A 19,573-nucleotide genomic window follows, 5' to 3' on the forward strand; every position below is an offset into this window, starting at 1 on the left:
CGGGTCTCACCGCGACCGGATCGCGAGGAACCGGATCGGCACCTCGATGAGCTCCACCGGCCCGTGGGCCGCCTCGCCGTCGAGCAGCAGCGCGTCGCCGGGCGCCATCTCGTACTCGTAGCCGCCGTGCCCGTACTTCATGCGTCCCTCGAGCATGTACAGGAACTCGGTACCGGGGTGCTGGAAGAGCGGGAACACGTTCGACGCGTCGGTGAGTGTGACGAGCGTCGGCTCGAGCGCGTTCGGGGTGTCTTTGAGCACGCCGAGCATCCGGTACAGATGCCCGTGCTGCGTGCCGCTGCGCACGCTGACGCTGCCCGCGCCGGCCTTCGTGAACGACGCCTCGCGGTCGCTCGCCGACCCGCGGAACAGTGCGGTGACCGGGATGCCGAAGCCGTCGGCCAATCGCTGCAGCGTCGTGAGCGAGCACGAGGTCGTCGCCGACTCGATCTTCGAGATCATCGCCTTCGACAGCCCGGTGCGTGCCGCGAGGTCGGCCGCCGAGATTCCCTGCTCGGCGCGGTAGCGACGCACCTGCTGGGCGATGACCGGCTCGAGCACGCCTCCCGCGTCGGCTGCTCCGGGGATCGCGGCACTCACCTCGCCATCATATGTGCGGTGCTCGCAGCCGCCCCGGCGGCCGGCGCGGCCAGCCCCTGCAGCACGTCGGCCAGCGCCACGGCGCCGAGTTCGGCGTCCGCGTCCTCCACGAGCTCCTCGGGGGAGTGCGAGATGCCGGTCGGGTTGCGGACGAACAGCATCGCGGTCGGGACGGATGCTGCGAGCACGCCCGCGTCGTGACCAGCACCCGTGCCCAGTTCGGGGGCGTCGGCCAGCGTGGCGCGGAGCGCGTCGCGCAGGCCGAGGTCGAAGTCGACGGTGGGGCTGAGGGACTCCTCGCGCACGTCGGCGCGGCAGCCCTCGTCGACGGCCGCCGCGAGCATCCGGTCGCGTGCCTCCGACACGAGCGCCGCGGTGACGAGGTCGTCGGGGTGGCGGATGTCGATCCAGAACCGCACCTGCGACGCGATGACGTTCGTCCCTCCGGGCACCGGCTCGAGGCGGCCGACGGTCGCGCGCGCGTCGGGCGTGCGGCGTGCGAGGTCGCGGATCTCGACGATCATCCGCGCGGCCGCGACCATGGGGTCGCGCCGGTCGTCCATGAGGGTCGTGCCGGCGTGGTTGCCCTGGCCGTCGACGGTCACACGCCAGCGGCCGTGGCCGAGGATCGACGAGGCGATCGCGACCGGCCGGCCGAGTTCGATGAGGCCGCGCCCCTGCTCGACATGCAGCTCGACGAATGACGAGATGCGGGCGAGCCGCCCGGGATCGGGGCCGATGTGCGCCGGGTCGAGACCGTCTCGGCGCAGGGCCTCGGCGAACGTATCGCCCTCGCGGTCGGTGAGCGCCAGCGCGCGCTCGGGGCCGATCGCACCGCCCATCAGGCGCGAGCCCAGGCACGCGACGCCGAACCGCGACCCCTCCTCCTCCGGGAAGACCGCGATCCCGATCGGGCGCTCCGGGACGACATCGCGGGCGCGCAGGAGATCGACGGCGGCGAGAGCGGATGCCACGCCCAGCGGTCCGTCGTAGCCGCCACCACCGGGCACGGAGTCGAGGTGGCTGCCGGTGATCACGGCGCCCGCGGTGCTCCCGCCCGGGTTCCACCACGCCCACAGCGTGCCGTTGCCGTCGCGCTCGAGGTCGAGGCCCCGAGCCTCGGCGTGCCCGGTGAACCATTCGCGCAGCTCGCGGTCGGCGTCGGAGTATCCGGCCCGGCTGAAGCCGCCGCGTGCCGGATCGGCTCCCACCGCCGCGATCTCGCGCAGCATGCCCGCGACGCTCATGCGCCCGCCAGGGCCGCGAGCGGACGGAACCGTGCGATGCCGGAGTCCTCACCCGTGACGAGCCGCGCGGTGAGCTCGCCCAGCAGCGGCGCGAACTTGGCGCCGTGGCCCGAGCAGGGGGAGAGGATCGTCACCCCGCCGACGCGGTCGATGATGAACTCGTCGGCGGGGGCGTTCGTGAAGAGGCACGTGGTCTCGGCGTACGGCTCGGGCACGAGCCCGGGCAGCGCCGTCGCCACGTACTCGACGAGCCGGTCGCGCCGCGCGGGGTCGACGATGCGGTCGTGTTCGAGCGCCGAGCCGATGATGCGCCCGCCGTTGTACTCCGCGACCTTCTGGCCGCGGAAGCCCGCGTCGCGCCCGCCCGGCAGACCGTAGACCTGGATGTCGGCGCGCTTGTTGATGAACGTCGGCCATGCCGCGGCGGGGTCGCGGTACGGGAAGTGCAGCGCCTGCTCCTGCCGCACCTCGAGCTTCGGGAACCCGTCGAGCGCCTCCTGCGGCAGGCCCAGGCCGCCGAGCAGCGCCGGCAGCCAGCCGCCCGCCGCGACGACGACCTGCGACGCCACGACCGTGTCGCCCGACTCCGACTCCACAAGGTAGTCGTCGCCGTGCGGGCGCACGCGAGCCGCCGCCCAGTCCTGCCGAAGCTCGGCGCCCGCGGCGGTCGCCAGCCCGACCATGGTCCTCACCGTCTCCTCGGCGTCGATGACACCCGCGTTCTCATGCCACAGCACCGGACCGTCGAACGCGAACCCCGCCCAGCGGGCCGAGGCCTCGGCAGCCGTGAGCAGCTCGTGCGGAACGCCCGCGTCCGCGAGCACACTCGCCAGCACCGACGGGTCGCGCGTGGCGCCGTAGTCGAGCGAGCCGGTCGGCGTGATGAGACGCTCGCCGCGGAGGGCTTCGAGCTCGTCCCAGCCGCGCCGCGCCTCGACCATGAGGCCGGTGTAGAACGGGTCGGGGTAGGTGTAGCGCAGGATGCGCGCCGAGCCGTGCGAGCTGCCCCACTCGCTCGCGGGAACGCTGCGCTCGAGGATGACGACGTCGTGCCCGCGATGGGCGAGCTGCCACGCCGTGGCGGCGCCTGCGAGGCCGGCGCCGATGATCGCGATCGGGTGGAGGGACATGGTGGCCTTTCAGGAGGGCGGCTCGTCGCCGGACGGAGTGAGGTCGAACCGCGCGATGAGCGCGGACTCGCAGACGATGCGGCGTTCGCGGGGGCTCTGCAGCAGCGCGCTGCCGGGCGGGAGCGGCAGGTCGTCGACCGTCGCCGCTCCCGCCAGCAGCACCGTGAGGGTGGCCGCCGGGTCCACGTGCACCGTGCCGCGGTGCAGTTCGACGCGGTATGCGGGCTCCGCCAGCCCGCGCTTGACCATGAGGTTGACGACCGAGACGCCGCCGCGATCCGCGGTCGCGATGACGCGGGCTTCACCACGGAAACGGATGCCGCGTTCCCGCGTGACGCGCCGCTCGACCCCGTCGACGGCCAGGGCGACCGTGGGCGCACTCAGCGGGATGAGCACGCGGTCGATGCCGGGGAACGCCGAGAACGGCATTCGTCCCCGCAGCTCCGCGATGCTCAGCCGCCACGCGAGCCGCTTCGCGAGCACGCGCGTGACGCCGAGGCCGTTCGCCCACGATTCCGGAGAGGCGTCGGCGGGCGTGACCACATCCAGATCCGAGAGTGCGCCCAGGTCGAGGGACATGGCGTCAGCTGCGCCCGGGGATCCAGGAGGTGCCCGCGAGCGGCACGCCTGCCATCGCGGCGGACTCGACCGTGAGGGCGACGAGGTCCTCGGGCTCGAGGTTGCGCACGTGCGACTTGCCGCACGCGCGGGCGATGGTCTGTGCCTCGAGCGTGAGCACGCGGAGGTAGTTCGCGAGCCGGCGTCCGGCGGTGACCGGGTCGAGGCGGGCCGAGAGCTCGGGGTCCTGCGTCGAGATGCCGGCGGGGTCGCGTCCGTCCTGGAAGTCGTCGTAGAAGCCGGCCGCAGAGCCGAGCTTCGCGTACTCGTCGGCGTAGCGCGGGTCGTTGTCGCCGAGCGCGATGAGGGCCGCGGTGCCGATGGCCACAGCATCCGCTCCCAATGCCAGCGCCTTCGCGACGTCGGCGCCGTTGCGGATCCCGCCCGACACGATCAGCTGCACGCCGGTGCGGTGCACGCCGAGCTCCTGCAGCGCCTGGACGGCGGGGCCGATGGCCGCGAGCGTCGGGATGCCGACGTGCTCGATGAACACCTGCTGCGTCGCCGCAGTGCCGCCCTGCATGCCGTCGAGCACGACGACGTCGGCGCCGGCCTTCACCGCGAGAGCGGTGTCGTAGTAGGGCCGCGAGGCGCCGATCTTGACGTAGATGGGCTTGCGCCAGTCGGTGATCTCGCGGATCTCGGCGATCTTGATGGTGAGGTCGTCGGGCCCGGTCCAGTCGGGGTGGCGGCTCGCGGAGCGCTGGTCGATGCCGACCGGGAGGGTGCGCATACCGGCGACGCGCTCGGTGATCTTCTGGCCGAGGAGCATGCCGCCGCCGCCGGGCTTCGCGCCCTGGCCGAGCACGATCTCGATCGCATCGGCCTTGCGGAGGTCGTCGGGGTTCATGCCGTAGCGCGACGGCAGGTACTGGTAGACGAGCGTCCTCGACTGGCCGCGCTCCTCGGGCGTCATACCGCCGTCGCCGGTCGTCGTCGAAGTGCCGGCCTCGCTCGCGCCGCGGCCGAGGGCCTCCTTGGCGTTGGCCGACAGGGCGCCGAAGCTCATGCCCGCGATCGTCACCGGGATGTCGAGGTGGACCGGCTCCAGCGCGTTGCGCGCGCCGAGGGTGACGTCGGTCGCGCACTTCTCGCGGTAGCCCTCGAGCGGGTACCGCGACATGCTCGCACCGAGGAACAGCAGATCGTCGAAGTGGGGGAGAGCGCGCTTCGCCCCCCACCCGCGGATGTCGTAGATGCCGGTGGCGGCGGCGCGCTGGATGTCGGAGATGGTGGCGCGGTCGAAGGTCGCGGACTCGCGGAGGCCGAGCGCGGCGAGATCGGTGGTCATGGTGATGCTCCTGGGTGGATCCGGATGGTCGACGGGGCTCAGTACGAGCCGGCGTTGTCGACCTTGAAGTGGTAGAGGTTGCGCGCCGAGCCGTACCTCTTGAATTCGGCGGGGTCCTCGGCGCGGCCGGCGCGGTCGAGCAGGTCGGTGAGCTCGGCGAGGTGCTCGGGGCGCATCTCCTTCTCGACGCAGTCGGCGCCGAGGGAGGCGACCTCGCCGCGCACGTAGATGCGCGCCTCGTAGATCGAGTCGCCGAGCGCTTCGCCCGCGTCGCCGCAGACGACGAGGCGGCCGGCCTGCGCCATGAACGCCGACGCATGGCCGATACTGCCTCCCACGACGATGTCGACGCCCTTCATCGAGATGCCGCAGCGTGCGCCGGTGTTGCCGTCGACGATCACGAGACCGCCGTGGCCTGTCGCACCGGTCGACTGGGAGGCGTCGCCGGTCACGTGCACGACGCCCGACATGATGTTCTCCGCCAGGCCGACGCCCGCACTGCCGTGCACGGTGGCGGTGCCGGTCTGGTGCATGCCGGCGAAGTAGTAGCCGACGTTGCCGTCGACGGTCACGTCGATGTCGGCGGTGATGCCGACCGCGATGTTGTGGCTGCCGACGGGCGACTTGACGACGAACGCGTCGCCGTCAGCGGCGTCGTGCAGCAGCTGGTTGAGCTCGCGCACGGTCGAGTCGGCGAGGTCGACCGTGGTGGCGGTGGTGCCTCCGCGAACGCTGGCGACAGGCTGGGTGGCGATGAGGGTCATCGGGCTGCTCCTTCCAGGACGGGCGCGAGCGCCCAGGTGTAGACGACGCCGGGCGAGGGCTCGAAGATGCGGGCGTCCTCGATACCGGGAAGGCCCGCGAGGGCGCGGTACTCCGACGCCATCGCGATCCAGTCCTCGGTCTCGGCGATGATCGCCGGCTTGCACGCGATGGGGTCGCGCACGACCGCCATGCTGTCGGCGGTCGTGACGACGAGCGTGTAGAACCCGTCGAACACGCCCTGCAGCGCCTTCAGCGCTGACTCGAGGTCGTCGCCGTGGCCCATGCGCCACGCGATGAAGCGGGCGGCGACCTCGGAGTCGTTCTCGCTGTCGAACTCGACGCCCTCGGCGCGCAGCCACCGGCGGATCGACGCGTGGTTGCTGAACGAGCCGTTGTGCACGAGGCAGAGATCCTCGGCGACGGTGAACGGGTGCGCGCCCACCGCCGTCACGGCGGACTCCGTCGCCATGCGGGTGTGCGAGAGCGCCTGCGTGCCGCTGATCTCGGTGAGCCCGTACACGTCGGCGAGCTCGACCGGGTGGCCGACGCCCTTCAGCACGGCGACGTTCGATCCGCGGCCGATGATGCTCTCTCCGGGAAGCGCGGCACGCACCGCGTTCTCCAGCACGGATGCCTCGACCTCCGCGTTCACGAGCACGGATTCGGCGTACGCGACCACCGTCGGCTCTGCTCCGTCCGGCAGGTTCGCGCGCAGGTCTGCCGTGAGAGCGGCGGGGTCGGCATCCGTGATCACGGTGATCGCCGACGATCCTTGGGGAGTCAGCCGATCCGAGCCGTAGAGGGCGAGGCCCGCCGAGTCGGGGCCGCGCTCGACGATCTCGCACAGCATGCCGTGCATGAGGCCGCCGAGCTCGCCGCGCAGCGCGGGGTTGCGAATCTGCAGTGCAGCGATTCCGCACATGGGTGGTTCCTTTCGTTCGTAACGGATGCTGCGGCGCTCAGTACGCCGTGAGGTAGCGGTCGAGCTCCCACTCGGTGACGGTGTTGTGCCAGCCGAGGAATTCGTCCTCCTTGGCGTCGGCGAAGTACTCCCCGACCCCGTGGCCGCCGTCGTCGAGCGCGTCGCGCAGCACGGCGTCGTCGCGGAGCGACTGCACGGCGTGGAGGAGCGTGCGGGGGAGCACGGCCGAGGTCTCGCGGAACTCGCCGGGTCCGCAGGGGGCGCCGGGGTCGGCCGCGCGCTCGATGCCGTCGAGACCGGCGTGGACCACGGCCGCGAGGGCGAGGTAGGGGTTCGCCGAGCCGTCGGCGGCGCGCAGCTCGATGCGGTTCGCGTCGGGCACGCGGATGAAGTGGGTGCGGTCGTTGCCGCCGTACGTCGCGTGCTTGGGCGACCAGGTCGCGCCCGACGCGCTCGTCGTGGCGCCGCGGCGCTTGTAGGAGTTGACGCTCGGCGCGAGGAACAGCTGCAGGCCGGGGGCGTGGTCGAGCATGCCCGCCACGAACGAGTAGGCGACGTCCGACAGGCCCAGCCCCCGCTCGTCGGCCGCGTCGGGGAACACCGGCGCGCCGTCCTCGTTCCACAGCGAGAGGTGGAAGTGGAGGCCGTTGCCGGCGCGGTCGCTGAAGGGCTTCGGCATGAAGGTCGCGGTCATGCCGCGCTGCTCGGCGAGCATGCCGATGAGGTAGCGGAGAGTGATGACCCGGTCGGCCGTGACGAGGGCCTCCTCGTACTTGAAGTTCTGCTCGAACTGACCGGGGGCGTCTTCGTGGTCGTTGGCGTAGTTGCCCCAGCCGAGCGCGTTCATCGCGTCGCTGACCGCCGCGAGGTGGTCGTACATGCGCGTCACGCCGCGGGCGTCGTAGCACGAGCGCAGACCCTCGTCCTTGGCGTCGGCCGCCGTCAGCGTGCCGTCTTCGGAGCGGTCCACGAGGAAGTACTCGACCTCGGCGCCGACCTTGGCCGACAGGCCGCGATCGGCGAGGCGCGCGAGCGCGCGCTTGAGGATGACGCGCGGTGCGTACGGCCACGGCTCGCCGTCGACGTAGGGATCGCAGTGCACGATCGCGAGGCCCTCGCGCACGAACGGGATGGGCGCGTACGAGTCGAGATCGGGCACCGCGATGAGGTCGGCGTCGTGCGGGCGCTGTCCGATGAGTCCGGCGGCGAAGCCCGCGAAGCCGAGCTCGCCGGCCTCGAGCTCGTCTGCGGCTGAGACCGGCACGAGCTTGGCGCAGGGCTTGCCGTTGAGGTCGACGAACACCGCGAGGATGAAGCGGACGTCGTCCGCCAGCGCGCGATCGCGCAGCGACTGCGGTGCGGTGGGGAGCGTGACGAGGTCACCCCCGGCGAAGGCGGGAAGGGTCATGGCGGATCTCCTCAGGTCGGGTTGACTGTTGGTGAAGCGTGTTGAACGACAGTAACAATCCATCCACGGCAGGGAGGTGTCGCCGATGTTTCGCGCACGTAAAACCGGTCTCACCTGTTGTCACGCAAGGTTCACGCGGCAGAAATCGCCGCTGAGTTGCGCGTGGTGAAAATGGGTTGCACGGCAGTGGTCTGTCGGCAGGCGCAGATCACAGGTGCACCGCAACCCGGCGGTCCCTCCCGCAGCCGCCTGCAGAGAGGCTCGCGTCATGGATCAGGGAAACACCACATTCATCCTGCTGTCGGCAGCACTCGTGCTGCTGATGGCGCCCGGTCTGGCCTTCTTCTACGGAGGTCTCGTCAAAGCGAAGAGCGTCATCAGCATGATGATGATGACGTTCGGTGCGGCCGGACTCATCGGCGTGCTGTGGGTGATCTACGGCTACGCAATCGCGTTCCCCGGCTCCGACGGACTCGTCGCGCCGTGGGCGATCGACTGGTCGGCCGTCGGGCTCGAGAGCCTCATCGAGGTGCCCGAGGGCGCGGCCTACCCGCCCATGGCGTTCGTCGCCTTCCAGGCGACGTTCGCGATCATCACCGTGGCGCTGATCTCGGGTGCGATCGCCGACCGCGCGAAGTTCGGATCATGGATGCTGTTCGCAGGCGTGTGGGCGACGGTCGTCTACTTCCCCGTCGCCAGCTGGGTCTTCAACTTCGGTCTCGCCGAGGACGGCAGCTTCGCGTACGGCGGCTGGATCACGTACGGCCTGCAGGAGGTCTTCGGCGTCGGCGTCATCGACTTCGCCGGTGGCACCGCCGTGCACATCAACGCCGGTGCGGCCGCGCTCGCGCTGGCGCTCGTCCTCGGCAAGCGTGTCGGATTCAAGAAGGGCGTCCACACGCCCCACAACCCGCCGTACGTGCTCCTCGGCGCGGGCCTGCTGTGGTTCGGCTGGTTCGGCTTCAACGGCGGCTCCGAGCTCGCGGCCGACGGCACCGCGGCCCTCGTCTACGTCAACACGATCGCGGCGACCGCCGCGGCGCTCCTCGCCTGGCTCGTGGTCGAGAAGCTCAAGGACGGCAAGCCCACCTCTGTCGGCGCCGCGTCCGGCGCCGTCGCGGGTCTCGTCGCGATCACCCCGGCGTGTGCCGCGCTCACCCCGATCTGGGCGATCGTGCTCGGTCTCGTCGCCGGTGCGCTGTGCGCTCTCGCTATCGAGCTCAAGTACAAGTGGGGCTTCGACGACTCGCTCGACGTCGTGGGCATCCACCTCGTCGGCGGCCTCATCGGCACCCTCTACCTCGGTTTCTTCGCGACCGGCGCCGGCCTGTTCATGGGCGGCGACGGCACGCAGCTCGTCGTCCAGGCGATCGCGGCCTTCGCGGTGCTGGGCTACTCGCTGATCCTCACCCTCGTGATCGGCTTCGCGATCGACAAGACACTCGGCTTCCGCGTCAAGAGCGAGGACGAGGTCGCCGGCGTCGACCTCGCCGAGCACGGCGAGACGGGCTACGTGCTCGACGAGAAGCAGCCGGCCTGACGCCGGCGCCGGGGGCGCAGCATCCGTCCCCGTCCATCTGGAATCGCGAGAGGGTAGGTTTCCGCACACCACGGCGTGCGGGAATCCGCCCTCTCGCGATGCCGGGGTGGCGGTGGCGGATGCTGGAACCCCGGCGCGGGTGCACAGAATCGGAGAATTCCGGCGACGCGCCGGTGACGGATGCCGCGGCCCGGCGCGCCGCGGATTCCCTCCGATTCTGTGCCGGCGTCAGCGTCGCCGGGAGGGAGCCGGGCCCGACGACTCCCGCACGACGACGTGCGGGATCTCGATGGGCACGGACCGGGCCGCAACGCCCTCGATCTGGCCGATGAGCGATGCGACCGCTTCCCGGCCCCGCGCGACGTGGTCGACGCGCAGCGTGGTGAGCGGGGGATCGATGTACGCCGACTCGGGGAGATCGTCGATGCCGACGACGCTGACGTCGGCGGGAACGCGCAGCCCGCGTCTCTTCAGGGCGAGGATGGCCCCGATCGCCATCTGATCGTTCGCCACGACGTACGCCGTCGCGTCGGGGAGCACGGGCAGGGCGGCGATGGCGTCGTAGCCGGATCGGGCGGACCAGTCGCCGGTGAGTTCGCCGGCGTTGATGAGGCCGAGCTCCTCGACCGCCGCGGCGAACGCGCGTGCCCGGTTGCGGCCTGCCGACCAGTTCGCCGGGCCCGCCACGTGGGCGAGCCGGCGGTGACCGAGGTCGCGGAGGTAGGCGATGAGAGCCGGCATGCCGACGCGGGAGACGTCGGTCTTCGCCAGTCGGGTGTCGTCGGCCTCGCTGTGGACGTACGTCGGCATCGTGAAGTGCGCCGCGTCGAACGCGCGCACCATCTCGTCGGTCGACGCGAGGGCGAGGACCCCGGCAAGGGTGTTCGGGCCGATGAGCGCCAGCGACTTCGTGATCGAGTCGCGGTCGTGGGCGTCGAGCGAGATGACGTCGAGCACGTAGCCCGCCTCGCGCGCCTCCATGGTGGCGCCGTGCGCCGTGAGACTCGGCCCCGTCTCCGATTCGTCGTGGACGAGTGCGCCGATGCGGTGGGACCGTCCGGACTTCAGGCTGCGGGCGGACAGGTTCGGCTGGTACTCCAGCTCGGCGAGCGCGGCCTCCACGCGCGCCTTCGTCTCGGGCCGGATCCCCGGGTAGCCCGTGAGGAACCGGCTCACCGTCTGGTGCGACACGCCGGCCACCTGCGCGACGTCGTAGATCGTCGCGGCGCGGGCCGATGCCGCGGGCGCCCCCAGTTGCGCTTCGGTCTCTTTTCTCACGATTCCCGATTGTCCCTTGACAGCGCGATGTTACCGGAAACATACTAACTCCGCCCTGATGTTTCCGAAAACATCGAACCCCTCTCTCGACGACAACGGAGTCCCCGATGCATCTCGACCGATCCGGCATCCTCTTCGGCGCCGCGTACTACGCGGAGTACCACCGGAGCGACCGCGTCGATCAAGACCTCGACCTGATGAAGGCGGCGGGCTTCACCGTCATCCGCGTCGGCGAGTCGGTGTGGTCGACGTGGGAGCCGCGCGACGGGGAGTTCGACCTGGAGTGGCTGCAGCCGGTGCTCGACGGGGCGCACGCGCGGGGCATCGCCGTCGTGCTGGGAACGCCGACGTACGCCGTTCCGCCGTGGCTGCAGACGGCCTATCCCGAGATCGCGGCGGACGTCCACACCGGCGAGCCGATGCCCTGGGGTGCTCGCCAGGAGGTCGACTACTCGCACCCCGCCTTCCGCTTCCATGCGGAGCGCGTCATCCGCGCCGTCGTCGGCAGGTACGCGTCGCACCCGGCGGTGATCGGGTACCAGGTCGACAACGAGCCCGGCATGGTGCTCTTCCACAACCGCGGCTCGTTCCAGCGGTTCGTGCGCCGGCTCGCGGCGACCTATGGCGACGTCGACACGATCAACCGCGAGTGGGGGCTCACCTACTGGTCGCACCGGCTGTCGGACTGGTCCGACCTGTGGACGCCGGACGGCAACTCGCTCCCGCAGTACGACCTCGCCTGGCGTCGCTACCAGGCCGAGCTCACCACGGAGTTCATCGCCTGGCAGGCCGACATCGTGCGCGAGTACTCGACGCCCGAGCAGTTCGTGACGACGTGCATCGCGTATCCGCGCCCGGCGCTCGACGACGAGAAGCTCGTCGAGGCGCTCGACATCACCGCGGGCAACCCGTACTACGCGATGCAGGACCACCTCGACGCCACGAAGGAGCTCGCGCCGGTGACGCCGTGGACCACGAGCGGCGTTGCGGCGATGTTCCGCCAGGCCGACCGGCTGTTCTCGTCGAACCAGGGCCGGTTCCTCGTCACCGAGACGGACGCGCAGTCGATCGGCGGATCGGAGTTCAACCTGCCGCCGTACCCCGGCCAGCTCGCGCAGGCGGCGTTCGCGTTCGTCTCGCGCGGCGCCGCGATGATCGAGTACTGGCATTGGCACACGCTGCCGTACGGCACCGAGACCTACTGGGGCGGCATCCTTCCCCACAGTCTCGAGCCGGGACGCGTCTATCGCGAGCTCGCGGGTGTCGGCGCGGACTTCGCCGCGATCGGCGACCTGCTCGACGGCTATGAGCCCGATGGCGACGTCGCGCTCCTGTGGTCGAACGACTCGCGCTTCGCGCTCGAGTTCTTCCCCACTTTCCCCACGGCGACGGGCCAGCCCGACCGAACCAGCTACACGCGCATCTTCGACGCGTTCCACCGCGGCATCGTCGACGGCCGCGCGCAGGCACGGGTGCTGCACCCCGATCAGGCCCTCTCGTGGGGTGCGGAGAAGCTCGCCGCACGGTTCCCCGTCCTCATCGCGGCCGGCTTCTACGTCGCGACCGACGCCCACCTCGACCTGCTGCGTGAGTACGCCGCCGCCGGCGGCCACCTCATCGTCGGCATCCGCACCGGCTACGGCGACGAGGAGGCGCGGGCGCGTGTCAGCGTGGCTCCGGCGCGGCTCACGGATGCCGCGGGCGTGAGCTACGAGGAATTCTCGAACCTGCGCGAACCGCTGCCGCTCGCCTCCGACGGGGACCTCACGCTGTCGGACGGCGCGCGGGCGACCCTGTGGGCCGACGGGCTCCTGCCGTCCGACGCCGACACCCTCGTCCGCTACGTGCACCCGCGGTTCGGCGACTTCGCCGCGGTGACCAGCCGCGAGCACGGCGACGGGCGCATCACCGTGGTCGGCACGGTGCCCTCCGCCGAACTGGCGGCCGACCTCGTGCGCTGGGCCGCACCGACGCCCGTGGCCGATGTGATCGCGCCGGGGCGCGCGCTTCCGGTCACGGTGAGCTCGGGCACGCTGCCCGACGGCCGCCGCGTGTGGTTCGTCTTCAACTGGAGCGCCGAACCGCAGGCGTTCACGCCGGCCGTCGACCTGGCGGACGCCGTCACGGCGGAGGAGCTGGCGGCCGACACCGAGATCTCCCTTCCGGCGTGGTCGACACGCTGCCTCGTCGGAAGGTGAGCACCCACGGGGTCATGCGATCCCACCGAGAAGAAAGAGCAATCATGAAGAAGGCACGCAGAACAGCAGCGACGCTGACCGTCGGCGCGGCCACGGTCGCGGTGCTCCTCACGGGGTGCGCCCCGAGCGGCGACGACGGCGGCGGTGCGCAGGGCCCGATCACGCAGGAACAGATCGACGAGGCGATGAGCACTCCGACGGAGCTCACGTTCTGGACCTGGGTTCCCGACATCCAGAACGAGGTCGATCTCTTCGAGGCGAAGTACCCCGACATCTCGGTGAAGGTCGAGAACGTCGGCCAGGGCCTGCCGCACTACCAGAAGCTCCGCAGCGCCATCGAGGCGGGCGAGGGCGCACCGGATGTCGCGCAGATCGAGTATCAGTACATCCCGTCGTTCGTGCTCCCCGAGTCCCTCCTCGACCTCACCCCGTACGGCGCCGACGACCTCGCCGACGACTACGTCGGCTGGGCGTGGAACCAGGTGTCGCCGGGCGACGAGGTGTGGGCCATCCCGCAGGACGTGGGTCCGATGGGCAACCTGTACCGCGAGGACATCCTCGCGTCGGCGGGCATCACCGAACCCCCGGCCACGTGGGACGATTACGCGACCGCCGCGAAGGCCGTCAAGGACAGCACGGGCTCGTACATCTCCAACCTCGGCGCGACGCAGGCCGGACAGATGATCGGGTTCTTCTGGCAGGCGGGCGTCAAGCCGTTCGGCTACGACGGCGAGGAGACCGTGTCGATCAACGTCAACAGCGACGAGGCGAAGCAGGTCGCGGACTACTGGACCGACCTGATCCAGCAGGACCTCATCTCGACCGACGTCGACTTCAACGACACCTGGTACCAGGGCCTGGCCAGCGGCAAGTACGCCGGCTGGCTGACCGCGGCCTGGGGGCCCATCTTCCTCCAGGGCACGGCCGCCGACACCTCGGGGCTGTGGCGCGCGGCGCCGCTGCCGCAGTGGAGCGCGGGCGAAGAGGTCTCGGGCAACTGGGGCGGATCGTCCGACGCCGTGCTGGCGTCGAGCGAGAACCCGATCGCCGCATACGAGCTCGCGAAGTTCATCAACAACGACCAGGAGTCCGCGATGATGCTCGCGACCGAGCAGTTCCTCTACCCGCCGCAGGTGTCGGTGCTCGAGGACCCGGCGTTCGCCGACCAGGAGTCGGAGTTCTACGGCGGCCAGCAGGTGAACAAGCTGTTCGCGGAGATCTCCACGACGGTCGACACCGACTTCCAGTGGCTCCCCTTCATGGACTACGTCTACTCCACCTATGAGGAGACCATGGGCACGGTGATCGCGGCCAAGGGTGACATCAGCGACGCCCTCGACACGTGGCAGGACCAGCTCGTCAGCTACGCAGAGGACCAGGGTTTCACCGTCGAGTGAGACCGCAGGGTGCCCGGCCGACGCCGGGCGGGCACCCTGCGCCCCGGCCGGTCGCGCCGCGGACGTGACGCGATCGGCCGGCCCGCAGCATCCATTCGAAAGGAGACCCCCGTGGCGAACGCATCGACGCTGCCTGCCGCGCGTCCCGCAGCGCCCGCGAAGAAGCGGCGCACCAGTCCCACCAAGCGCAAGCAGTACCGCGCGGCCTACCTGTTCCTGCTGCCGTTCTTCGTCGTGTTCCTCACGATGCTCGTCATCCCGCTCGTGTACGCCGGGTACCTCAGCCTGTTCGAGAGCAAGCTCATCGGCGGCGAGGTCTTCGCCGGCCTGAACAACTACGTCCGGGCGCTGACCGACCCCCAGTTCTGGGGCGGCCTCGGCCGGGTGGCGCTGTTCTTCGTCGTCCAGGTGCCGATCATGCTCGGCCTCGCCCTGTTCTTCGCGCTCGCGCTCGACACGTTCCTGGCGCGGGGATCGAAGGGCGTCCGGCTGCTGATCTTCATGCCGTACGCCGTGCCGGCGGTCGTGGCGACGCTGATGTGGGGCTACCTGTACGGCCCGGATTTCGGTCCGATCGCCCAGATGGCGCGGGCGCTCGGCCTCGGCACCCCCGACTTCCTGTCGGCCGAGAACATCCTCGGCTCGATGATGAACATCGTCACGTGGGAGTTCGTCGGCTACAACATGATCATCATGTACGCCGCGCTGCGTGCGATCCCGGGTGAGCTGTACGAGGCCGCCGAGATCGATGGCGCTGGGCAGTTCCGGCTGGCGTGGAGCATCAAGATCCCCGCCATCCGCCCGGCGATCCTCCTGACGGTGATCTTCTCGGTGATCGGGTCGTTCCAGCTGTTCGCCGAGCCGAGCCTGCTCAACGTCATCGCCCCCGATGCGATCACCATGGGCTTCACGCCGAACTACTACGCATTCAACGTCGCGTTCATCAACCAGGAGCTGAACTACGGCGCGGCTCTCGCGTTCCTGCTCGGAATCGTGATCGCGATCGTGTCGTACTTCGTGCAGCTCGGATCCGAGCGATCCGCGCGCCGTGAGCGGAAGGGGCTCGCATGACCTCCACCGAGACCCGCACGCTGGTCACCGGGGAGCGGCTCGACCGCCCGCAGACCTCCTACTCCCGCTCCCGCCGGCGCAGCTGGCTGCTGACGATCCTGCTGTGGCTGTGCGTGCTGTATTTCGTACTGCCGCTGTGGTGGCTGCTCGTGTCGTCCACGAAGGACAACTCCGCGCTGTTCTCCACCTTCGGGCTGTGGTTCGGAGGCGAGTTCTCCCTCTGGGAGAACCTGCAGACCCTGTTCACCATCCGCGGCGGGCTGTTCACGCGGTGGCTGATCAACACGGTGGTGTATTCCGTGACGGCCGCGGTCGGCGCGACCCTGCTGTCGGCGATGGCGGGCTATGCCTTCGCGAAGTACGAGTTCCCGGGCAAGAAGGTGCTCTTCAGCGCGACCCTCGGCGCCATCATGATCCCGCTGACGGCTCTCGCCCTGCCGACGTACCTGCTGTTCGCTCGAGCCGGGCTGACCGACACCCCGTGGGCCATCATCGTCCCGTCGCTCGTGAGTCCGTTCGGGGTGTACCTCATGCGGGTGTACGCGGCCGACGCGATCCCCGACACGCTCATCGAGTCGGCGCGCGTCGACGGCGCCGGCGAGTTCCGCACGTTCTGGCAGGTCGGCTTCCGGCTGCTCGGACCGGGGCTCGTGACGGTGTTCCTCTTCTCGCTCGTCGCGACGTGGAACAACTACTTCCTGCCCCTGGTCATGCTGAACACGTCCGACCTGTACCCGATCACCGTCGGCCTCGCGCAGCTGCAGGCCGCGGCCTCAGCGGGCGGCGGCACGCAGGCGCTGTTCTCGACGGTGATCACCGGCTCGTTCGTGTCGATCCTGCCGCTGATCATCGCCTTCCTGTTCCTGCAGCGCTACTGGCAGTCGGGTCTCGCGACGGGAAGCGTCAAGGGCTGATCGACGCGGGAGACGGATGCTGCGCCGCAGCGTCGTGCGGGAGGCCGGATGCGCCGGCCTCCCGCACCTCGATACCCGGGCGCGGCCGGGATTGCAAGACCTTCGCGGGGTTCGTCCTCCCACCCGCAGAATGGCGGCATGCCTGCGATCTCGCCGTTCGACGTCTCGCCCTGGGGCATCGGCTGGACCGGGTGGGAGCCGTCCCGGCAGGCGCGACGCGAGTCCGTGTTCTCGCTGTCGAACGGCCACATCGGCTGGCGCGGCACCCTCGACGAGGGCGACCCGTGCGCGACACCGGGCGCCTATCTCAACGGACTCTTCGAGCACCACCCGATGCCGTACGCGGAGGACGGCTACGGGTACCCCGAGCACGGGGAGACCGTGGTCAACGCCCCCGACGGCAAGGTCATCCGGCTTCTCGTCGACGACGAGCCGTTCGACATCCGCGAGGGGCGGCTCGACTCCCATGAGCAGCACCTCGACTTCCGGGCGGGGACCCTCCGTCGCGAGGTGCGCTGGACGTCGCCGTCCGGCGCGACGGTGCGGATCGAGTCGACGCGGCTCGTGTCGCTCGCGCATCGCGCGATCGCCGCGATCGACTACCGCGTGACGGCGGTCAGCGGTCCACTCGACGTCACCGTGCTCTCCGAGATCGTGGCGAACGAGCCGCTGCCCGAGGTGCACCCCGACGAGCGGGTGATGGCACCGCTGCGGCATCCCTACGAGCCGGTCGACCGCGTCGTCATGGAGACCGGAGCGACGCTCCTGCACCGCACGAAACGCAGCCGCATCGGCGTCGCGGTGGCGATGGACCACCTCATCGAGGGTGCCTCGTCGTCCGTCGGCACCGAGGCGTGGGAAGACGTGGCCCGCACCACGGTGACCGCGCGGCTGACGGCGGGCGGCAGCATCCGTGTCGTGAAGATCGTCGGTCACGAGTGGTCCGATGGCCTCACGGATGCCGCGCTGCGCGACCGCGTCGAGGCCGCCGTCGCGACCGCCACGCGTCTCGGGTGGGACGGACTGGCGCGCGAGCAGCAGGCGTATCTCGACGACTTCTGGGATGCCGCGGACGTCGAGCTCGAGGGCGACACACGGCTGCAGCAGGCGGTGCGGTTCGCGCTCTTCCAGGTGCTGCAGTCGGCGGCGCGGGCCGATGTGCGTTCGATCCCGGGGAAGGGGCTCACCGGCCCCGGCTATGAGGGGCACACCTTCTGGGACGCCGAGACGTTCGTGCTGCCCGTGCTGACCTACACCGCGCCCGAGGCCGCGGCGCACGCCTTGCGGTGGCGGCACTCGACGCTCGACATCGCGCGGGAGCGCGCGACGCAGCTGCACCTGGCCGGCGCCGCGTTCCCGTGGCGGACGATCAGCGGACGCGAGTGCTCGGGCTACTGGCCCGCGGGCACCGTCGCCTTCCACATCAATGCCGATATCGCCGCGGCGGTCATGCGTCATGTGCGCACGACCGGCGACCAGGAGTTCGAGCGGGAGGTGGGCGTCGAGATCCTCGTCGAGACGGCGCGGCTGTGGGAGTCGCTGGGCTACCAGGATGCGCACGGTGTGTTCCACATCGACGGGATCACCGGCCCCGACGAGTACTCGGCCCTGGTCGACGACAACACGTTCACGAACCTGGCTGCGCAGCGCAATCTCCGCGGCGCCGCCGAGGCGGCCCGGCGCCACAGCGCGCGGGCGCGCGAGCTGGGCGTGCACGACGAGGAGATCGGCCGGTGGGAGGTCATCGCCGACGCGATCGCGCTGCCGTACGACGAGGAGCGCCGCGTGCACCAGCAGGCCGCCGGCTACACCGACCTCGAGCGCTGGGACTTCGAGGCGACGTCGCCCGAGCAGTACCCGCTGCAGAGCCACTTCCCCTACTTCGACCTGTACCGCAAGCAGGTGCTGAAGCAGGCCGACCTCGTGCTGGCGCTGCAGCTGTTCCACGAGGCCTTCACCGCGGACGAGGCCGCGCGCGCCTTCGCCTACTACGAAGGACTCACGGTGCGGGACTCCTCGCTGTCGGCCTCGACCCAGGCGGTGGTGGCCGCCTGGGTCGGGCAGAGCGAACTCGCGATCGAGTACCTCACCGAAGCCGCGACCATCGACCTCAACGACCTGCGGGACGACGTCGACGACGGGCTGCACATCGCCGCGCTCGGCGGAGTCTGGACGGCTGTCGCGTGCGGCCTCGGCGGCATGAAGGACGGCCCGAGCGGCTTGGAGTTCTGCCCGCGTCTGGCCGCCCCGATCACGCGGCTCGCGTTCGGCATCCGGACGGGCGGACGGATGCTGCGCGTCGAGGTCGCCGAAGACACGGCGTCGTACGCGCTCAGCGACGGCCCGCCGCTGCCCGTCCGCCACTTCGGTGAGGCGGTGGAGCTGCGGGCGGGGGAGGCGACGCGCCTGCCGATCCCGCCCGCACCGGATCCGGGGCCTCGGCCGTCGCAGCCGAAGGGGCGCTCGCCGGAGGAGGTCCGCGCCGCGAACGGGGACTGAGGATCAGTCAGCGGAGCCGTCGGGCGTGATCTCAGCGCCGGCCGCCTCGATGGCGGTGCGGAGTCCGCCCGGCTCGAGTCCGAGCGCCCATTCGCTCACGTCGGCCACGACGTGCAGGTGCGCAGGGTGGGTGGGCGGCGTCGCGGTGTTCACGTAGGACCCGCCGCCGTCGACGGCGATGAGGATCCGGGTGCAGGCGGTCTCAGCATCCGTGATCGTGAAGTCGCCCGACGCGATGCCGTCCTCGATGATCGCGGTCAGGCGCTCCCGGTCGAGCCCATCCTGCTCTTGAAGCGCCTCGTCGAGCGCCGGGCTGAACCGGGCGAGGTGCCGCGCGTTGAGCCACATCCGCGCGAGCGGCAATGACGCGCCTCGTTCGATGTGCGCGACGAAATGCGCCACGCGCCCCCGCGGGGTGCCCGATGCCGTGAAGAACCGCTCGCGCTCCTGCACGGCGGCGCGGGTGAACGCCTCGATGACGAGGGCCTCGGCGGCGGGGAAGTAGTGCGTGATCAGCCCCGGGCGCACCCCGAGCCGGTCGGCGACGGCGCGCAGCGTGATCCGCTCGAGACCTTCGTCGAGCGCGATCGCCGTGGCGTGCTCGAGGATCTCCTCCCGGCGCTCCTCGGGACGCTTGCGCGTGCGAACCGAAATCTCACTTGACGTCACACCGTTCATGCTATTGAATGTGTGAC

At 70.6% G+C, this 19,573-nt stretch carries 16 protein-coding genes; 6 read left to right on the forward strand and 10 right to left on the reverse strand.

Annotated features, from left to right (window positions below; translation table 11 throughout):
- Nucleotides 1–6: 6 nt before the first annotated feature.
- Genes ACFQ7C_RS14715 through glnT form a run of 8 tightly spaced genes read right to left on the reverse strand, consistent with a single transcriptional unit; the run spans nucleotide 7 to nucleotide 7,981 of the window.
- Nucleotides 7–600 carry a helix-turn-helix domain-containing protein gene (locus tag ACFQ7C_RS14715; RefSeq protein ID WP_378902556.1) on the reverse strand — a complete coding sequence of 198 codons (594 nt, stop codon included), beginning with the start codon at nucleotides 598–600 and terminating at the stop codon, nucleotides 7–9.
- A complete protein-coding gene (locus ACFQ7C_RS14720) occupies nucleotides 597–1,847 on the reverse strand; it encodes an allantoate amidohydrolase (protein WP_378902559.1) in 1,251 nt (416 codons plus the stop codon). Before ACFQ7C_RS14720 ends, ACFQ7C_RS14715 begins: the two co-directional genes overlap by 4 nt.
- Entirely contained in the window at nucleotides 1,844–2,977 is a 1,134-nt protein-coding gene (locus ACFQ7C_RS14725; RefSeq protein WP_378902561.1) for an FAD-dependent oxidoreductase, read from the reverse strand. Before ACFQ7C_RS14725 ends, ACFQ7C_RS14720 begins: the two co-directional genes overlap by 4 nt.
- A 9-nt stretch (nucleotides 2,978–2,986) precedes the next feature.
- Nucleotides 2,987–3,556, reverse strand: a complete 570-nt coding sequence (locus tag ACFQ7C_RS14730) for a HutD family protein (protein WP_378902564.1) — start codon at nucleotides 3,554–3,556, stop codon at nucleotides 2,987–2,989.
- A 4-nt stretch (nucleotides 3,557–3,560) separates the two neighbouring features.
- Nucleotides 3,561–4,886, reverse strand: a complete 1,326-nt coding sequence (locus ACFQ7C_RS14735) for an FMN-binding glutamate synthase family protein (RefSeq protein ID WP_378902567.1) — start codon at nucleotides 4,884–4,886, stop codon at nucleotides 3,561–3,563.
- Nucleotides 4,887–4,924: 38 nt separating this feature from the next.
- Entirely contained in the window at nucleotides 4,925–5,650 is a 726-nt protein-coding gene (locus ACFQ7C_RS14740; RefSeq protein ID WP_378902570.1) for a protein glxC, read from the reverse strand.
- Entirely contained in the window at nucleotides 5,647–6,573 is a 927-nt protein-coding gene (locus tag ACFQ7C_RS14745) for a glutamine amidotransferase (RefSeq protein ID WP_378902573.1), read from the reverse strand. The genes ACFQ7C_RS14740 and ACFQ7C_RS14745 overlap by 4 nt, the downstream gene beginning before the upstream one ends.
- A gap of 37 nt (nucleotides 6,574–6,610) precedes the next feature.
- Nucleotides 6,611–7,981: a type III glutamate--ammonia ligase gene (glnT, locus tag ACFQ7C_RS14750; protein WP_378902576.1), complete on the reverse strand. Its 1,371-nt coding sequence runs from the start codon at nucleotides 7,979–7,981 to the stop codon at nucleotides 6,611–6,613.
- Nucleotides 7,982–8,249: 268 nt separating this feature from the next.
- On the opposite strand from glnT, the gene ACFQ7C_RS14755 reads away from it, so the two are divergent.
- Nucleotides 8,250–9,521: an ammonium transporter gene (locus tag ACFQ7C_RS14755; RefSeq protein ID WP_378902579.1), complete on the forward strand. Its 1,272-nt coding sequence runs from the start codon at nucleotides 8,250–8,252 to the stop codon at nucleotides 9,519–9,521.
- 228 nt (nucleotides 9,522–9,749) lie between these two features.
- Here ACFQ7C_RS14755 and ACFQ7C_RS14760 read toward each other — a convergent pair whose 3' ends face one another.
- Nucleotides 9,750–10,799 carry a LacI family DNA-binding transcriptional regulator gene (locus ACFQ7C_RS14760; protein WP_378902582.1) on the reverse strand — a complete coding sequence of 350 codons (1,050 nt, stop codon included), beginning with the start codon at nucleotides 10,797–10,799 and terminating at the stop codon, nucleotides 9,750–9,752.
- 107 nt (nucleotides 10,800–10,906) lie between these two features.
- On the opposite strand from ACFQ7C_RS14760, the gene ACFQ7C_RS14765 reads away from it, so the two are divergent.
- From ACFQ7C_RS14765 to ACFQ7C_RS14785, 5 genes are all read left to right on the forward strand, one after another.
- Complete coding sequence (locus ACFQ7C_RS14765; RefSeq protein ID WP_378902585.1) at nucleotides 10,907–12,997, forward strand: beta-galactosidase; 2,091 nt, start codon at nucleotides 10,907–10,909, stop codon at nucleotides 12,995–12,997.
- Nucleotides 12,998–13,041: 44 nt separating this feature from the next.
- Nucleotides 13,042–14,394 (forward strand): ABC transporter substrate-binding protein, encoded by a 1,353-nt coding sequence (locus ACFQ7C_RS14770; RefSeq protein ID WP_378902588.1) that lies wholly within the window; start codon nucleotides 13,042–13,044, stop codon nucleotides 14,392–14,394.
- Between the two features lie 111 nt (nucleotides 14,395–14,505).
- On the forward strand, nucleotides 14,506–15,465 hold the full coding sequence (locus tag ACFQ7C_RS14775; protein ID WP_378902591.1) for a carbohydrate ABC transporter permease: 960 nt from the start codon (nucleotides 14,506–14,508) through the stop codon (nucleotides 15,463–15,465).
- A complete protein-coding gene (locus ACFQ7C_RS14780; protein WP_378902594.1) occupies nucleotides 15,462–16,379 on the forward strand; it encodes a carbohydrate ABC transporter permease in 918 nt (305 codons plus the stop codon). The genes ACFQ7C_RS14775 and ACFQ7C_RS14780 overlap by 4 nt, the downstream gene beginning before the upstream one ends.
- A 138-nt stretch (nucleotides 16,380–16,517) precedes the next feature.
- Nucleotides 16,518–18,878: a glycoside hydrolase family 65 protein gene (locus tag ACFQ7C_RS14785; protein ID WP_378902597.1), complete on the forward strand. Its 2,361-nt coding sequence runs from the start codon at nucleotides 16,518–16,520 to the stop codon at nucleotides 18,876–18,878.
- 3 nt (nucleotides 18,879–18,881) lie between these two features.
- Here the strand turns inward: ACFQ7C_RS14785 and ACFQ7C_RS14790 are convergent, their stop codons facing one another.
- The gene (locus ACFQ7C_RS14790; RefSeq protein ID WP_378902601.1) at nucleotides 18,882–19,556 is read right to left on the reverse strand and encodes a TetR family transcriptional regulator; all 675 of its coding nucleotides are present in this window, start codon (nucleotides 19,554–19,556) and stop codon (nucleotides 18,882–18,884) included.
- Between the last annotated feature and the right edge of the window lie 17 nt (nucleotides 19,557–19,573).

Origin of the sequence: Microbacterium sp. NPDC056569, from assembly GCF_042793475.1 — a bacterium.
In the GTDB taxonomy this organism is placed as follows: domain Bacteria; phylum Actinomycetota; class Actinomycetes; order Actinomycetales; family Microbacteriaceae; genus Microbacterium.

Coding starts and splice junctions, on each gene's coding strand:
- ACFQ7C_RS14720 (WP_378902559.1), bottom strand. CDS start 1,847: ATGAGCGTCGCGGGCATGCTGCGCGAGATCGCGGCGGTGGGAGCCGAT.
- ACFQ7C_RS14725 (WP_378902561.1), bottom strand. CDS start 2,977: ATGTCCCTCCACCCGATCGCGATCATCGGCGCCGGCCTCGCAGGCGCC.
- ACFQ7C_RS14730 (WP_378902564.1), bottom strand. CDS start 3,556: ATGTCCCTCGACCTGGGCGCACTCTCGGATCTGGATGTGGTCACGCCC.
- ACFQ7C_RS14735 (WP_378902567.1), bottom strand. CDS start 4,886: ATGACCACCGATCTCGCCGCGCTCGGCCTCCGCGAGTCCGCGACCTTC.
- ACFQ7C_RS14740 (WP_378902570.1), bottom strand. CDS start 5,650: ATGACCCTCATCGCCACCCAGCCTGTCGCCAGCGTTCGCGGAGGCACC.
- ACFQ7C_RS14745 (WP_378902573.1), bottom strand. CDS start 6,573: ATGTGCGGAATCGCTGCACTGCAGATTCGCAACCCCGCGCTGCGCGGC.
- glnT (WP_378902576.1), bottom strand. CDS start 7,981: ATGACCCTTCCCGCCTTCGCCGGGGGTGACCTCGTCACGCTCCCCACC.
- ACFQ7C_RS14755 (WP_378902579.1), top strand. CDS start 8,250: ATGGATCAGGGAAACACCACATTCATCCTGCTGTCGGCAGCACTCGTG.
- ACFQ7C_RS14765 (WP_378902585.1), top strand. CDS start 10,907: ATGCATCTCGACCGATCCGGCATCCTCTTCGGCGCCGCGTACTACGCG.
- ACFQ7C_RS14770 (WP_378902588.1), top strand. CDS start 13,042: ATGAAGAAGGCACGCAGAACAGCAGCGACGCTGACCGTCGGCGCGGCC.
- ACFQ7C_RS14780 (WP_378902594.1), top strand. CDS start 15,462: ATGACCTCCACCGAGACCCGCACGCTGGTCACCGGGGAGCGGCTCGAC.
- ACFQ7C_RS14785 (WP_378902597.1), top strand. CDS start 16,518: ATGCCTGCGATCTCGCCGTTCGACGTCTCGCCCTGGGGCATCGGCTGG.
- ACFQ7C_RS14790 (WP_378902601.1), bottom strand. CDS start 19,556: ATGAACGGTGTGACGTCAAGTGAGATTTCGGTTCGCACGCGCAAGCGT.